Annotated in this window: 13 protein-coding genes and 1 tRNA gene; 11 read left to right on the forward strand and 3 right to left on the reverse strand. The window is 40.6% G+C overall.

From position 1 onward, the window contains the following. The first annotated feature begins 41 nt into the window (after positions 1-41). From B7708_RS08805 to B7708_RS08855, 11 genes are all read left to right on the forward strand, one after another. Positions 42-1,127, forward strand: a complete 1,086-nt coding sequence (locus tag B7708_RS08805) for a TFIIB-type zinc ribbon-containing protein (RefSeq protein WP_084975227.1) — start codon at positions 42-44, stop codon at positions 1,125-1,127. 10 nt (positions 1,128-1,137) lie between these two features. Then, positions 1,138-2,301: a TPM domain-containing protein gene (locus B7708_RS08810; RefSeq protein WP_084975229.1), complete on the forward strand. Its 1,164-nt coding sequence runs from the start codon at positions 1,138-1,140 to the stop codon at positions 2,299-2,301. Positions 2,302-2,366: 65 nt separating this feature from the next. Then, positions 2,367-3,089, forward strand: a complete 723-nt coding sequence (locus B7708_RS08815) for a hypothetical protein (RefSeq protein WP_084975231.1) — start codon at positions 2,367-2,369, stop codon at positions 3,087-3,089. 276 nt (positions 3,090-3,365) lie between these two features. Next, a complete protein-coding gene (locus B7708_RS08820; RefSeq protein WP_000931163.1) occupies positions 3,366-4,352 on the forward strand; it encodes a GMP reductase in 987 nt (328 codons plus the stop codon). 67 nt (positions 4,353-4,419) lie between these two features. Further along, positions 4,420-4,491 (forward strand) — tRNA-Arg (locus B7708_RS08825). Between the two features lie 172 nt (positions 4,492-4,663). Then, on the forward strand, positions 4,664-5,362 hold the full coding sequence (gene rnc / locus B7708_RS08830; protein ID WP_007522086.1) for a ribonuclease III: 699 nt from the start codon (positions 4,664-4,666) through the stop codon (positions 5,360-5,362). Continuing rightward, positions 5,353-8,892, forward strand: coding sequence for a chromosome segregation protein SMC (smc, locus tag B7708_RS08835; protein ID WP_084975233.1), 3,540 nt, complete (start codon positions 5,353-5,355; stop codon positions 8,890-8,892). The genes rnc and smc overlap by 10 nt, the downstream gene beginning before the upstream one ends. Before the next feature lie 143 nt (positions 8,893-9,035). Continuing rightward, positions 9,036-9,986, forward strand: coding sequence for a bifunctional riboflavin kinase/FAD synthetase (locus B7708_RS08840; protein ID WP_084975235.1), 951 nt, complete (start codon positions 9,036-9,038; stop codon positions 9,984-9,986). A gap of 136 nt (positions 9,987-10,122) precedes the next feature. Continuing rightward, positions 10,123-10,896 (forward strand): nucleotidyltransferase domain-containing protein, encoded by a 774-nt coding sequence (locus B7708_RS08845; RefSeq protein WP_084975237.1) that lies wholly within the window; start codon positions 10,123-10,125, stop codon positions 10,894-10,896. Between the two features lie 8 nt (positions 10,897-10,904). After that, a complete protein-coding gene (locus tag B7708_RS08850; protein ID WP_084975239.1) occupies positions 10,905-11,954 on the forward strand; it encodes a hypothetical protein in 1,050 nt (349 codons plus the stop codon). 17 nt (positions 11,955-11,971) lie between these two features. Then, the gene (locus B7708_RS08855) at positions 11,972-12,583 is read left to right on the forward strand and encodes a tetratricopeptide repeat protein (RefSeq protein ID WP_084975241.1); all 612 of its coding nucleotides are present in this window, start codon (positions 11,972-11,974) and stop codon (positions 12,581-12,583) included. A 672-nt stretch (positions 12,584-13,255) separates the two neighbouring features. Here B7708_RS08855 and B7708_RS08860 read toward each other — a convergent pair. From B7708_RS08860 to B7708_RS10160, 3 genes are read right to left on the reverse strand one after another with little or no spacing between them, the layout of a single operon-like run. Continuing rightward, on the reverse strand, positions 13,256-14,074 hold the full coding sequence (locus B7708_RS08860) for a TIGR03943 family putative permease subunit (RefSeq protein ID WP_084975243.1): 819 nt from the start codon (positions 14,072-14,074) through the stop codon (positions 13,256-13,258). Next, positions 14,071-14,976: a permease gene (locus B7708_RS08865; protein ID WP_084975246.1), complete on the reverse strand. Its 906-nt coding sequence runs from the start codon at positions 14,974-14,976 to the stop codon at positions 14,071-14,073. Before B7708_RS08865 ends, B7708_RS08860 begins: the two co-directional genes overlap by 4 nt. Further along, entirely contained in the window at positions 14,977-15,108 is a 132-nt protein-coding gene (locus B7708_RS10160) for an SPJ_0845 family protein (RefSeq protein ID WP_000268696.1), read from the reverse strand. Between the last annotated feature and the right edge of the window lie 88 nt (positions 15,109-15,196).

Below are 15,196 nucleotides of genomic sequence, written 5' to 3' on the forward strand. Positions count from 1 at the left end.
CAACTTTAGATTGGCTTAGTGTCGGGAGAGGAGATGATGACATGGCTGATAATTTAGAATACAAATGTCCTTGTTGTGGTGGTGCTTTAGCCTTTGATACGAAAATCCAAAAAATGAAGTGCCCTTATTGTGACTCTGAGTACGAAATGGAGAGTCTCAAGCACATGGACGAGCATTTGGATGAAGCCCAGTCTGTTTCAGAGCTATCTCTAGTAACGGATTCTGCTACAGAATGGCAAGAGAATGATGAACAGCTGAACGTCTTTATTTGCAATTCCTGTGGTGGACAATTGATTGCTGATGAAAATACTGCTGCAACAACTTGCCCTTATTGTGATAATCCAGTTGTTCTCAAGGAACGTCTGGTAGGTGATTTGAAACCAGAGTTGGTTATTCCGTTTAAACTGGATAAAAAAGCTGCCAGAGAAGCGCTTAACAAGCACCTTCTTGGCAAGCGTTTATTGCCAAAAATTTTTAAGGATCAGAACCATATTGATGAAGTAAAGGGTGTTTACGTGCCATTTTGGTTATTTAATACAGAAGCGGATGCGGATATTAAGTACAAAGCAACTAGGATAACGACTTGGAGTGACAAAGATTACAATTACACCCAAACTGAATTTTACTCTGTCCTTCGTTCTGGTCAGTTAGCCTTTTCTCATCTACCTGTTGACGGTTCTAAAAGTATGGACAATACCTTGATGGAATCCATTGAACCTTTTGATGTTTCAAAAGCAGTTGACTTTCAAACAGCCTATTTAGCAGGTTATTTGGCCGAGCGTTATGATGTGACGGCAGAAGAAAGTATCACCCACGCTAATAAACGGGCTAAAAGGAGTACTGAAGATAGATTTGCGGAAACAGTTAAAGGCTTTACAATGGTAACTCCAGAAAGTAGTCATGTTGAGTTTAAAAATAGCAAAGCCAAGTATGTCCTTTATCCAGTCTGGTTGTTAAACACAACTTGGAATAATGAAAAGTACGTTTTTGCTATGAATGGTCAAACAGGAAAATTTGTAGGTAATCTTCCCTTGGATAAACGAGTCTACTGGCGCTATTTTATGACGATTGCAGCATTTACTTCTATTGTTTGCTATGGCATTGTTTGGTTGATTTATCTAATGTAAGGAGGAAGATATGATGAAAAAACTACTGTCATTCCTTCTTGCGGTTTTTCTCGCTTTTACCTTGATTGGTATTGTGTCAGCTGACATGTCAAGTCAAACTTTAATTTATGATGAGGCTGGCCTCCTATCATCCAATGAGAAAAGTAAACTAGAAGAAGAAGCACAAGCTATTTACAAAGAGCATCAGTTCAAATCTTATCTGCTCATTGCTGACTCTTATGATGATGTAACTCAATATACAACGGATTTCTTCGAGAAAGGGAAGGAAGATGCTATTCTTCTGATAATAGGGAAGTCTAAAGATTATAGAACTATCTGCTACAAGGGAAAAGCAAAAGAGCTTCTGGGAGATTTTTGGGATACCTTTATCAAAGGAGTTTATCATAGCAATAGTAGTTGGTATGACAGTGCCCACCGTAGTTTGACTGCTATTGCTGCTAAGTTTGGACCCCTGAAGCGTCTCGTGGATGAAGCGGATTTACTGAGTGATGTAGAAGAAAAAGATTTATTAAGTAAACTTGATGAGATTAGTGAGCGGCAGAAATGTGACCTTGTTATTGTGACTGTCAACGATCTGGGAGGGAAGACACCAGAAGCCTTTGCAGATGATTATTTTGACTATAATGGTTATGGTCAGGGTGAGGACCATAGTGGTTTATTGTTATTGTTAAGTATGAAGGAACGGGATTGGCATATCACCACAACAGGTTATGCGATTCGAGCATTTACCGATGCAGGTTTAGAGTATATGTCTGATCGGTTCGTTCCGAAACTAAGCAACGGAGAATATGAGCAAGCATTTAGCAGTTTTGCAGAACTGAGCGATAAGTTCTTAACGCAGGCTAAGACAGATAAACCTTATGACAAAGGGAATCTTCCTAAGGAACCGCTAAGTTGGATATGGGTACCCCTATCTCTAGGTGTAGGTCTTGTCACAGCCTTTGTAGTTGTTTCAAGTATGGCTGGTCAACTCAAAAGTGTGGAGCCAGATGTGGCAGCGACAAATTATATTGTAGAAAATAGTCTCACTGTCACTCAAGCAGAAGAAAAGTTTCTATATAAAACGGTTGATAAGGTGGCTCGTCCCAAAGAGAGCAAATCTTCTTCTGGAGGTAGCAGTACTCATACATCTTCATCAGGAAGAACTCACGGTGGTGCAGGAGGCAAGTTTTGATTAGAATAGACGAGTGAATGAGATAGACTTTCAAATCTATTTTAGGAGAAAGGGAAGGTTTCAAAATGAAAAAATTATTTAGCTTGATATTGGCACTTCTGTTACTTATCATGCTTGGAGCTTGTGGAAAATCAGGTGGAAGAGCGGACGATGCCTTAGTGGGGAAATACGTAGCTGTTAGTGGAACGGCCATGGGAGTAACGCTCTCTGGTGATGATATGGCTGGCTTCAAACTCGAATTGATGAGTGGAGGCAAGGCGAAACTAAACGTAGAAGGAACAACTGCAGAAGGTAAATGGAAAAATGATGATAACACATTAACTCTTACTATTGAAAATACTGATATGGTTGGCAAGCTTGGTAAGGATACGATTACATTTGAAAGCATCTTGAAAGAGCTTGTCGGAACTTCAATGGATGTGAAACTTGCAAAAGAAGGAACAGATGCAGCGAAACCTGAGAACTTCTTGCCAGAAGAAGAGAAAGCTCTCTTAGGAGACTGGATAGGCGCGTCTGTAGCGGATGTAATGGATGCAGACGCATCTGGAGAAATAGCACCAGATTCCTTGAAGGCGACTTTAAAGGCAGATCATACTTCTACCATCACCTATAAAGGAGAAGTAATTGCCACTCCTAAATGGAGTTATGTGACAGGCACCATTATATTTGAAGGTAAGGTTGCTGGAAATGCGAGTCTATACAGTGAACAAAAAGATGGAGTCTTTAAAATAACGTATAGCGGAGACAAGTATTATACCTTTACAATGAAATCATCTAAAGGAGATTAGAATAATAAATGGGCTAAATCAGTGCGGTGATGGTATGGAACTGTCATCGCACTTTTGGATTGGCTAAGGTAGTTATCAACTATAATTTACGAATCTAATAATTTTTAGTGATTTTCAGAAGATTTTGATTGTGATAAAAACGAACGTTTAAAGAAGGTTTTTTAAAAAAATTGACAAAAACTGTACTTTGGTTTATAATAAGTCAAGGAAACGTCGGAAAAGACGTAGTGATGCGCAAGCATAGGAAGGTCATTACAAAAGAAACGAGACATCGATATGTTAAATGAATTTCCAATTTTTGATTACGAAGATATTCAGTTGATCCCTAATAAATGTGTGATTAAAAGCCGTGCAGAAGCGGATACAAGTGTCACGCTTGGAAATCATACGTTTAAACTACCTGTAGTGCCAGCAAATATGCAGACGATTTTGGATGAGAACGTAGCAGAGCAACTTGCTAAGGGTGGGTACTTCTATATTATGCATCGTTTTGACGAGGCTGGGCGCATTCCTTTTATCAAACGCATGCACGATCAAGGGCTCATTGCTTCCATTTCTGTTGGTGTTAAGGATTACGAGTATGACTTTGTTAGCCAGCTCAAGGCTGATGCTCCTGAGTATATCACGATTGATATTGCCCATGGTCATGCGGATAGCGTGATTTCAATGATTCAGCACATCAAGAAAGAATTACCTGATACTTTTGTAATCGCTGGTAACGTCGGAACTCCAGAAGCTGTGCGTGAATTGGAAAATGCTGGTGCGGATGCTACTAAGGTTGGAATCGGTCCTGGGAAGGTTTGTATCACCAAGGTTAAGACCGGTTTTGGTACAGGTGGTTGGCAGTTGGCTGCTCTACGCTGGTGTGCTAAGGCTGCACGTAAACCGATTATCGCTGATGGAGGAATTCGTACTCACGGTGATATTGCCAAGTCTATCCGATTCGGTGCCAGTATGGTTATGATTGGTTCCCTATTTGCAGGGCATATCGAAAGCCCAGGAAAGACGATTGAAGTCGACGGCGAACAGTTCAAAGAATACTATGGTTCAGCTTCTCAATACCAAAAGGGTGCTTATAAAAATGTAGAAGGAAAACGCATCTTACTTCCTGCCAAAGGGCATTTGCAAGACACCCTTACTGAGATGGAGCAGGATTTGCAAAGTGCCATTTCCTACGCAGGTGGACGCAAGGTTGCTGACCTCAAACACGTTGATTATGTTATCGTGAAAAACTCTATCTGGAACGGTGATGCTTCCCACTAATAGACGCTTAGTCCATCCATAAAAAACTTGTTATTAGAGCAAATTTTTGTTATAATAAAACGAGTTTCCACCCTTAGTGTAATGGATATCACGTAAGATTCCGGTTCTTAAGATGGGGGTTCGATTCCCTCAGGGTGGATGTAAACAGCCTAAAAAAGCCTTTAAATAAGGCTTTTTTCTTTATATTTCCTCCAAAATTGGAAATCTTTTTTCAAAAACTACCCAAATCTTTCCTAGTCCCATTTTAAAGTGACTCAGAGGGCTTTTTTTGTTATAATAGAAAGGATCGTAATTATTAGAAAGAGGTCAGTATGAAAGAATTACAAACTGTACTGAAGAAGCGTTTTGCAATCGAATTTGCAGACAAGAATTTGCTGGAAACGGCCTTTACTCATACGAGTTATGCCAATGAGCACCGCCTCTTAAAAATTTCACACAATGAGCGCTTGGAATTTTTAGGAGACGCTGTTCTGCAATTATTGATTTCAGAATATCTGTATAAAAAATATCCTAAGAAACCAGAGGGAGATTTGTCCAAACTCCGTGCCATGATTGTCCGTGAGGAGAGTTTGGCTGGTTTTGCGCGTGATTGCCAGTTTGATCAATTTATCAAGCTAGGAAAAGGGGAAGAGAAGTCTGGTGGGCGCAATCGTGACACCATTCTTGGTGATGCCTTTGAAGCCTTTCTGGGAGCTTTGCTTTTAGACAAGGATGTTGCTAGGGTAAAAGAGTTTATCTATCAGGTCATGATTCCCAAGGTTGAGGCAGGTGACTTTGAGATGATTAAGGATTACAAGACACACCTGCAAGAGTTGCTTCAGGTCAATGGGGATGTGGACATTCGCTACCAGGTGACTTCTGAGATGGGACCTGCCCATGATAAGGTTTTTGATGTAGAAGTTCTAGTTGAGGGCAAGAGTATCGGAAAAGGACAAGGACGCTCCAAAAAATTAGCAGAGCAGGAAGCCGCGAAAAATGCAGTGGAGAAAGGGCTGGATTCATGTATTTAAAGGAAATTGAGATCCAGGGATTCAAGTCCTTTGCTGATAAGACCAAAGTCGTCTTTGACCAAGGTGTGACAGCTGTCGTTGGGCCAAATGGTTCTGGAAAGTCAAATATCACAGAAAGTCTGCGATGGGCTTTAGGTGAGTCTAGTGTTAAGAGCCTTCGTGGTGGCAAGATGCCCGACGTTATCTTTGCTGGAACTGAAAGTCGCAAACCGCTCAATTATGCTTCGGTTGTCGTGACTTTAGATAATGAAGATGGTTTTATCAAGGATGCGGGGCAAGAAATCAAGGTTGAACGTCATATATATCGTAGTGGTGATAGCGAGTATCGAATTGATGGCAAGAAAGTCCGTCTGCGTGATGTGCATGACCTTTTCTTGGATACTGGTTTGGGACGGGATTCCTTTTCCATCATTTCCCAAGGGAAGGTTGAGGAAATTTTTAACTCCAAGCCTGAAGAGCGTCGAGCTATTTTTGAAGAAGCAGCTGGAGTTTTAAAATACAAGACTCGTCGAAAAGAAACAGAGAGTAAGCTACAACAAACTCAAGACAATCTCGACCGCTTAGAAGACATTATCTACGAGTTAGATAATCAAATCAAGCCCCTTGCAAAACAAGCCGAGAATGCTCGCAAGTTTCTCGACTTGGATGGTCAACGCAAGGCGATTTACTTGGATGTACTGGTTGCCCAAATCAAGGAAAACAAGACTGAACTAGAGCTAACAGAGGAAGAGCTAACGCAGGTTCAGGAACTCTTGACTAGCTATCACCAAAAGCGTGAAGAGTTAGAAGAGGAAAATCAAAGTCTTAAAAAGAAACGCCAGGATCTCCAAGCTCAAATGGCCAAGGATCAAGGAAGCTTGATGGATTTGACTAGTTTGATCAGTGACTTAGAGCGAAAACTAGCCCTGTCTAAACTGGAATCCGAGCAAGTTGCCCTTAATCAACAAGAAGCACAAACCCGTTTGGCGACTCTGGAAGATAAGAGAAAGGCTCTAAGTAAGGAAAAGGTTGGCAAAGAAGGGAATCTGGAACGGTTAGAGGAAAGTCTAGCTGAAAACAACAAGGAACTCAATCGTTTAGAAGCAGAATTGTTGGCATTTTCAGATGATCCTGACCAAATGATCGAGCTCCTGCGTGAACGTTTTGTGGCGCTTTTACAAGAAGAAGCGGATGTCTCAAACCAGTTAACCCGAGTAGAGAATGAACTGGAGAACAGCCGTCAACTATCTCAAAAACAAGCAGATCAACTTGAGAAATTGAAAGAACAGCTGGCTACAGCTAAAGAGAAGGCCAGTCAACAGCAGGCTGAGCTTGAAACTGCCAAGGAGCAGGTTCAGAAATTATTGGCAGACTACCAAGCTAGTGCCAAGGAACAAGAGGAGCAGAAAGTTTCTTACCAAGCCAAGCAGAGCCAACTCTTTGATCGTCTGGATAGTCTCAAAAACAAGCAGGCTCGAGCCCAGAGTTTAGAGAATATCCTTAGAAATCATAGTAATTTTTATGCGGGTGTTAAGAGTGTTCTTCAAGAAAAAGATCGTCTTAGTGGGATCATTGGTGCAGTCAGTGAGCATCTGGCTTTTGATGTGCGTTATCAAACTGCATTGGAGATTGCACTTGGAGCTAGCAGTCAGCATATCATCGTAGAAGATGAAAATGCGGCAACCAAGGCGATTGATTTCCTAAAACGTAACAGAGCTGGTCGTGCGACCTTTCTTCCATTGACGACTATCAAGGCTCGTACGATTTCTAGTCAGAATCAAGACGCTATCGCTGCAAGTCCAGGATTTCTGGGTATGGCAGATGAGTTGGTGTCGTTTGATAAGAGATTAGAAGCCATTTTCAAGAACTTGCTAGCTACGACAGCAATTTTTGATACTATAGAACATGCGCGTGCCGCAGCTCGTCAAGTTCGTTATCAGGTTCGCATGGTGACGCTTGATGGTACCGAATTGCGCACAGGTGGTTCCTACGCGGGTGGTGCTAATCGTCAAAATAACAGTATCTTCATCAAGCCAGAGCTGGAGCAATTACAAAAAGAAATTGCTGAAGAAGAGGCCAGTCTGCGTTCTGAAGAGGCAAGCTTGAAGACCTTGCAAGATGAGATGGCGGTATTGGCAGAAAGATTAGAAGCTATCAAATCTCAAGGTGAGCAAGCTCGTATCCAGGAGCAAGGTTTGTCCCTAGCTTATCAGCAAACCAATCAGCAAGTGGAAGAGTTAGAAACGCTTTGGAAACTTCAAGAAGAGGAATTAAATCGCCTTACTGAAGGAGATTGGCAAGCGGATAAGGAAAAATGCCAAGAGCGCCTTACTACTATCGCCAGTGAAAAGCAAAATCTGGAAGCTGAGATTGAAGAAATTAAGTCTAACAAAAACGCCATTCAAGAACGCTATCAAAACTTGCAGGAACAGATTTCTCAAGCGCGCTTGTTTAAGTCCGAACTGCAAGGACAGAAGCGGTACGAAGTTACTGATATTGAACGCTTAGGCAAGGAACTGGATAATCTGGATATCGAGCAAGAGGAGATTCAGCGTCTCCTCCAAGAAAAGGTCGATAATCTTGAGAAAGTGGATACGGATTTGCTAAGCCAGCAGGAGGAAGAGGCCAAAACTCAGAAAACCAATCTTCAACAAGGTCTGATTCGCAAGCAGTTTGAGTTGGATGATATCGAGGGTCAATTGGATGATATTGCCAGCCATTTGGATCAGGCTCGCCAGCAGAATGAAGAGTGGATTCGTAAACAAACACGTGCTGAAGCTAAGAAGGAAAAGGTCAGTGAACGCTTGCGCTATCTACAAGCTCAATTAACAGACCAGTACCAGATTAGCTACAATGAGGCTCTAGAAAAGGCTCATGAACTGGAAAATCTCACTCTGGCAGAGCAAGAGGTTAAGGATTTAGAGAAGGCTATTCGCTCACTGGGTCCTGTCAACTTGGACGCTATTGACCAGTACGAAGAAGTTCACAACCGTCTGGATTTCCTCAATAGCCAACGTGATGATATTTTGTCTGCGAAAAACCTGCTTCTTGAGACCATCGCAGAGATGAATGATGAGGTTAAGGAACGCTTCAAATCAACCTTTGAGGCGATTCGTGAGTCCTTTAAAGTGACCTTTAGACAGATGTTTGGTGGAGGTCAGGCAGACTTGATATTAACTGAGGGCGATCTTTTAACCGCTGGTGTGGAGATTTCTGTTCAACCACCAGGTAAGAAAATCCAATCTCTCAACCTTATGAGTGGTGGGGAAAAAGCCCTATCAGCTCTGGCTCTGCTCTTCTCAATCATCCGAGTTAAGACCATTCCTTTCGTCATCTTGGACGAGGTAGAGGCGGCGCTGGATGAAGCCAATGTCAAACGTTTTGGGGATTACCTCAACCGCTTTGACAAGGACAGTCAGTTCATCGTCGTAACCCACCGTAAGGGGACGATGGCGGCAGCGGACTCTATCTATGGAGTTACCATGCAAGAGTCAGGTGTGTCTAAGATTGTTTCGGTTAAGTTAAAAGACTTAGAAGAAACAGTAGACTAGTTACCAAATGATAGCATCTCTTAGGAGGTGCTATTTTTTAAAACTAAAGTGCTAAATTTTCTCTTGAGGTCAGTTCAGGCGCAAAAAACGACATTTGGGATTTCCTCTTAGCGAAAAGGCTTTCTCTATGATATAATAGTTTCATGATTACAACAGTACCTATTAAGAACGAAAAAGATATTGCAGTACCGGGGAAAACAGTCCTTGTACTAGGTTATTTTGATGGCATCCACAAGGGGCATCAGAAACTTTTTGAAGTGGCTAGCAAGGCTTCTATGAAGGATTATCTGCCAGTTGTCGTGATGACCTTTACAGAGTCGCCAAAACTTGCCTTGCAACCTTACCAACCTGAGCTCATGCTCCATATCGTCAATCATGAGGAACGGGAGCACAAGATGAAGTGGCACGGAGTAGAGGCTCTTTTCTTACTTGACTTTAGTAGCAAATTTGCTAGTTTAACGGGTCAAGAGTTCTTTGATACCTACATCAAGGCTTTAAAACCAGCTATCATTGTAGCAGGATTTGACTATACGTTTGGTTCAGATAAGAAAACTGCGGATGACCTGAAGGACTATTTTGATGGAGAGATCATCATTGTTCCTCCAGTTGAGGACGAAAAGGGCAAGATTAGTTCCACACGGATTCGCCAAGCTATTCTTGATGGAGATGTCAAAGAAGTCAAGCATCTGCTCGGCACTCCGCTCCCATCTCGTGGGATGGTCGTTCATGGAAATGCACGTGGGCGTACTATCGGTTACCCAACAGCCAATCTGGTCCTAAGAGATCGAACCTACATGCCAGCAGATGGTGTCTATGTAGTCGATGTCGAGGTGCAACGGCAAAGATATCGTGGCATGGCGAGTGTTGGCAAAAATGTCACCTTTGATGGAGAAGAGCCACGTTTTGAAGTCAATATTTTCGATTTTTCAGACGATATTTACGGTGAGACAGTCATTGTCTACTGGCTGGACCGTGTCCGTGATATGGTCAAATTTGACTCCGTAGAGGAACTGGTAGATCAACTCCAGAAAGATGAAGAGATTGCTCGGAACTGGAAGGATGGAGAGTCTATCATTCAAGAGTCTCAGGTATAGAAAACGTCTGAATAAGCTAATGGAAGGTTTAGTTTATTTGATTTTAGTTTTGAAAGAGTGATATATTTCTCTTTCAGTTCCCATAATTCCCAATTTTAGCAACTATATATGTTCGGAATATAGACGAGGCTTTATTATGCAAACACAAGAAGAAATGAATGTTCTGGTACCTGAAAAATTAGCAGAAATTGAGCGTGATTATGATGTCACAGTTTTGTGGGCTATCGAGTCTGGTAGTCGTGCATGGGGCTTTGAGTCTCCTGATAGTGACTTTGATGTACGGTTTATCTACAAACACAAGCGAGATTTTTATCTCCATTTGAATGAACGGCGTGATGTTATCGAGTTACCAATTGACGATACTTGGGATGTGAGTGGCTGGGATTTAGACAAGACTTTAAAACTCCTTTATAAGTCAAATCCAACACTGTTTGAATGGTTACAGTCACCAATTGTTTATCAACAAACGGATTTTATCGAGCGTATACGTCCTCTTGCCAACCAGTATTTTTCTGAGAAGAAAATGCTCCACCATTACTTGAACACTGCTAGAACTCAAATGAATAAGTATCTTTCAGGAGACAAGGTCAAACCTAAAAAGTATTTCTACGCGCTTCGTCCTATTTTGGCTTGTCGTTGGATCGAAAAATACCATTCAATCCCTCCGATTTTATTTGATGATTTGGTGAAAGAATTGCTGCCGTCTCAAATGAAGGAGCATGTTTCAAGATTGCTTGACATTAAGATAAACGGTCCTGAAGGTATGGAAATTGAGCCTATAAAGCCAATTCAAGATTATATTTTAGATAATATTCAAGAACTGGATGCCTACGTCCAAAGTGTTGGCGAGGATAAAAGAGACTGGAAAGCTCTAAATCAATTTTTCCTTGAAGAATTAGGCCACGACTGAGGTTGTTTATGGGTAAATGGACATGTAGATGCGGGCAAGCAATGAACGACCATAGATCGCCCGATCCAAATGCTTATTCAGTTTATTCGGATGAGTTGTTTGAAGAAATCATGAATAAAGCTGACGACCATAATAAAATTTCTTATGATGAGATTTCTGAAGCATCCTTTTATATGTGGAAGTGCCCTGAATGTGGCAGTTTTATGGTTTTTGGCGAAGACGGGGATAGGGAACGCTCTACTTTTTATGAGCGCCAAGAAGCAGAAAAGGTTGAGCCTCTCTTTGATCCGAATCAAGAGCTAAATCTTGTTGTAGTTGAGTTTCAGGAGGGAGGGAATGGCTATACTTATATTTGTGATGACCCAAATATCCATATTGGGCATGCTGTAGTTGTCCCAGTGGGGAAGGAAAATACTGAAAAAACTGCTCTAGTTGTACAGAAGTATCATGCCCTACCAAAGGATATCACTTTTCCTGTTGAAAAGTTAAAACGAGTCACCCGTAGGTATTCACATTTCGACCCACACACTTCAAAAATCGTTTGTAGAAATTTAATTAAGCTTGGAAGAATTCTTGATGCTTGTTCTAAAAACGCTAAACCTGCTAATCAGCAATATTATAGTATCAAAACCCCTTTAGGATATTTCTGGTTAGAACTAAATGGAGTTCCGATTCCAATGAAAATCACACAGATTCAAGTCAAAGATAAACAGTACCAAGTAGAAGGTGCCTTTTATATTAAGCCTTCAGAGATTAACTGTAGAAAATTCTATGAACTGGAATTATGTGCAGATTTTGATATTGACGCCTCGAGATGGATCGATGTTCTTTCTGATGAAAATGTTTGGGGCAATAGCTGGGAACTAAATGGTCTTCAATTTGGTATTACTGCAGGGGGATCTCCAGAATTTGAAGACGAAGTTGTTGCAAGAAAATATAGTCGTATCCCACTTTATTATGACTGGCACCCTGAATTTCAGGATTATTATGGTTTCAGTTTAGCCTGGAAAAAATACGAGTCTGATAGCGATTTGTCAATAGATTTCTATACAACGTAAGATGCAGGAGAATAAGCATGAATCAAGCATGGGAATTATTGTTTGAGGGTAAGATTGAAGAGGCTAAAAAATTAGTTGAAGCTGATTTTTCTTTGGAAACTTGCACTAATTTTAGTTTATTAAATTTGATGGGCTATATCTATCTTGAAGAGCAAAATTATAACGAGTGCTTAAGTATCTACCAGCGTTATATTGACTTAGCCCGAATTAAAAGTGACCAAGAAAATGAACATATAGGCTATCATCAGTTAGCGATGGTTTACCGTGAAATGGGTCATTTTCAAAAAGCTCTACTCTATATCGATCAGGAAATGCAAATTATAAAAAAATATTTTCCCAATGATGCTTTGAAATTTTCTGTTAACAACTATGAACAAGGCTATCTTCGTTTAAAGTTGGGAAATCTAGAAGAGGCAGAAAGCTATATGCAAAAATCCCTAGATTTTGCTTTGACAACTGAGGACTTCATTGCTCAAGCTTGTTCCTATAGAGGGATGGGAGAGATTTATCTGAAGCAAAATTCAAATAAATCACGAGATTATTTTTATCAATCTATTCAACTCTTTGAAAAAGCTGAGGATAAAATTGGAGCAGACGAGGTAAGAGCTTTATTACAAAATGAGAAGTAGTCCAACAGAGCTGAAGAAAAACAGTAAAAAGCGGAGATTCATGGCGCAGAAAAGAGGCTAGTTCATAATTTCAACAACTGGAAGCTATGAAGTTTGACAGAAAAAATCCAGTTATGGAACTTAGTGCATTTATATTATGGTTTTATTTTATAGAAACCGAAAGTAAATAACTATTTTTAATATAAAATTTTGTGTATTATCATAATTTATTGAAAAAAGCTAGTAATTTGACTGAAAAAAATTTGCAATTCTCCACAAGAAAATATATAATATAGTTGAGATGGAAAAACGTTTTGTAAAAGGAGGTGCACATTATGTTCTTTGGATACTACTTCCGTTTTTGGTTCAGCATTTGGTGGCGTTAATAGAGGTTAGTGGTTGTTAAATTAAACTCAAATAGCTTTATGCCAGTAAGAAACTGAAATATTCAGTTTAATATGAGTTTTATTTTATCTAGTAAATCAACGTTTTCTATCACAACTCTATTGCAGTTAAGCTATGGTATGTGATGATTGTCAACCCTATCTTGTTAACATTTTTATGGTCTCGAGAAATCTTATTTCTTGGGACTTTTTCTATTGTTTGAAAGGTTGCGTGTTGATTTTGTTGAACTAGGAGAACAAAAAAGACAAGCTACTTTAAAAAGTAATTTGTCTGTTGCTGAGTTACTTTTTATTGAAACACGCGATAAACGTAAGGATTTTCTGGTTTGTCTACTTTGGTGAAACTCTCAACTTCCAGTGTTGGGAGTTTTTGTTTGAGTTCTTTATGGTAGTGGAGGGTCAGGGTTCCCCTAGCGGTAATCCAGGTATTATCAGGATACTGGCGGGAGTTTCCCTTGGTCAAGAGTCCATACACACCAGAGTCTGCGATACAGTGGATAATCCCAAAGCGAAAGAGGAATTGGCTATCTGGATGACTAGGATCGTTATAGACAAAGCCTGTAAATTCGATTTTCTTTCCTTCAAACTCTTGTGGATAGTCATAGAGAACTTCCATGACTTCCATATAGTTCTCGTCTGTAACCTGAATGGTTGGCAGGGAGAGGTATTTATCAGCGGTAGTCCTCATTTCCTTTTCATAAGCAGATTTTGAAAAATAGGTGCTGGTATCGGGTTTGAGGTATTGACTGGATGTTCCTTCGCTTTCCTGAATAGCTGTGTCGATTCCCTCAGCAAGTGGGAAATGATAGCCTTTGGCAGATACGGTTCTCGAGTCCAAACTTACTGTCGGAAAGGCAACTCCAATCAACAGAGGTAGTGACAGTAACAGGATGCTGATTTGTCTAGCTCGACGACTTTCCATATGGCTGTGAGAGTTGATTTTCTTAATCCAGGTGTAGAATTGGACCAGAGCCAACAGAAGAGAAAGGATCATGGAGATATAGACTAGATAGGAATAGTGGAGGTTGATGTAGTGACTGAGCTTTCCAGATAGCCTGAGGTAAAGGGTCAGAGCAAAATAGCCCAGTAGAATGAAAAATCGAATCATAGCATCACCCCTATCATGTAAGAATAAAGCAAGACAAGCAGAGTCACAATGCCCATAAATTGCCAGATGAAGTTGGCCTTGAGATAGTGTTTCATCATGAGGAGATTTTTGATATCAAGCATGGGGCCAATGACTAGAAAAGCAAGGACTGGTGCTAGGCCAAAGCTCGAGAGGAGAGAAGCACCGATAAAGGCATCTGCCTCACTACAAAGAGAGAGGAGAAAGGCAAGAAACATGAGCAAGAGAATCGCAAGGAGTGGACTAGCACTGATAGAGGTCAGGATCCGAGTCGGGACATAGACCTGTACGATAGCTGCAAAGAGACAGCCAAAGACTAAATAGCGCCCCATATCGAAAAACTCATCAATAGCTTGTATAAAGACCTGAAAGACTTTTCTAGCAGGAGTCAAGTATGAAAAGTCGTGTTCATGACAAGCAATAGGATTTTCTTTTTGAATGGGTTCCTTCCAGAAAAATCCTAGGAAAATCCCCAGCACCAAAGCAATCACAATGGCTCCCAGAGCTCGCAAGATGGTCATTTTTAAGGAATTGCCAAAGGCAGAATAGGTAGCGAAAAGAACGATAGGATTGATGATAGGAGCAGTCACCAGAAAAGGAACAGCTGTGTAGCTGGGGACTTTCTTTTCCAGAAAACGATTGATAATCGGGACGATTCCACACTCGCAAGAAGGAAAGAGAAAGCCAATGAAGGTACCAAAAAAGATCCTTCCCCACCGATTGCGAGGAAGAAACTCATAAACTTTATCAGGTGTGATATAGACCTCAATCAATCCCGAAATGAGACTCCCAATCAAGACAAAAGGAAGGGCTTCAATCATGATGGAGAGAAAAATAGCCCCTGCTTGTAAAATGCTAGGAGAAAGAGATTGGAAAATCGTCATCTATTTTTTCTTCTCAACTTTTTCTTTTTTATCTTTGTCATCTGGGAAAGTGACCTGTGTTAAGTCAGGGAGTTTGGCAAATTCTTCAAACATCTTGTCCAAGTCATCAGTTTTTGTAAATTTAACAGCCATGGGCCTACCTCGTTTCTAAATGTTACCTCTATTATACTATTATTTTGCGGAAAAGGGATTATTTTTATTTTGATAATCAAAGAGGTGA

Source organism: Streptococcus oralis subsp. dentisani (assembly GCF_002096615.1).
Classification (GTDB): domain Bacteria; phylum Bacillota; class Bacilli; order Lactobacillales; family Streptococcaceae; genus Streptococcus; species Streptococcus oralis_U.

Excerpts from the sequence above, each read along its gene's own strand:
- B7708_RS08840 (WP_084975235.1), top strand. The coding sequence starts at position 9,036 with ATGATTACAACAGTACCTATTAAGAACGAAAAAGATATTGCAGTACCG.
- B7708_RS08850 (WP_084975239.1), top strand. The coding sequence starts at position 10,905 with ATGGGTAAATGGACATGTAGATGCGGGCAAGCAATGAACGACCATAGA.
- B7708_RS08820 (WP_000931163.1), top strand. The coding sequence starts at position 3,366 with ATGTTAAATGAATTTCCAATTTTTGATTACGAAGATATTCAGTTGATC.
- B7708_RS08845 (WP_084975237.1), top strand. The coding sequence starts at position 10,123 with ATGCAAACACAAGAAGAAATGAATGTTCTGGTACCTGAAAAATTAGCA.
- B7708_RS08865 (WP_084975246.1), bottom strand. The coding sequence starts at position 14,976 with ATGACGATTTTCCAATCTCTTTCTCCTAGCATTTTACAAGCAGGGGCT.
- B7708_RS08860 (WP_084975243.1), bottom strand. The coding sequence starts at position 14,074 with ATGATTCGATTTTTCATTCTACTGGGCTATTTTGCTCTGACCCTTTAC.
- B7708_RS08810 (WP_084975229.1), top strand. The coding sequence starts at position 1,138 with ATGATGAAAAAACTACTGTCATTCCTTCTTGCGGTTTTTCTCGCTTTT.
- B7708_RS08805 (WP_084975227.1), top strand. The coding sequence starts at position 42 with ATGGCTGATAATTTAGAATACAAATGTCCTTGTTGTGGTGGTGCTTTA.
- B7708_RS08855 (WP_084975241.1), top strand. The coding sequence starts at position 11,972 with ATGAATCAAGCATGGGAATTATTGTTTGAGGGTAAGATTGAAGAGGCT.
- B7708_RS08815 (WP_084975231.1), top strand. The coding sequence starts at position 2,367 with ATGAAAAAATTATTTAGCTTGATATTGGCACTTCTGTTACTTATCATG.
- smc (WP_084975233.1), top strand. The coding sequence starts at position 5,353 with ATGTATTTAAAGGAAATTGAGATCCAGGGATTCAAGTCCTTTGCTGAT.
- rnc (WP_007522086.1), top strand. The coding sequence starts at position 4,664 with ATGAAAGAATTACAAACTGTACTGAAGAAGCGTTTTGCAATCGAATTT.
- B7708_RS10160 (WP_000268696.1), bottom strand. The coding sequence starts at position 15,108 with ATGGCTGTTAAATTTACAAAAACTGATGACTTGGACAAGATGTTTGAA.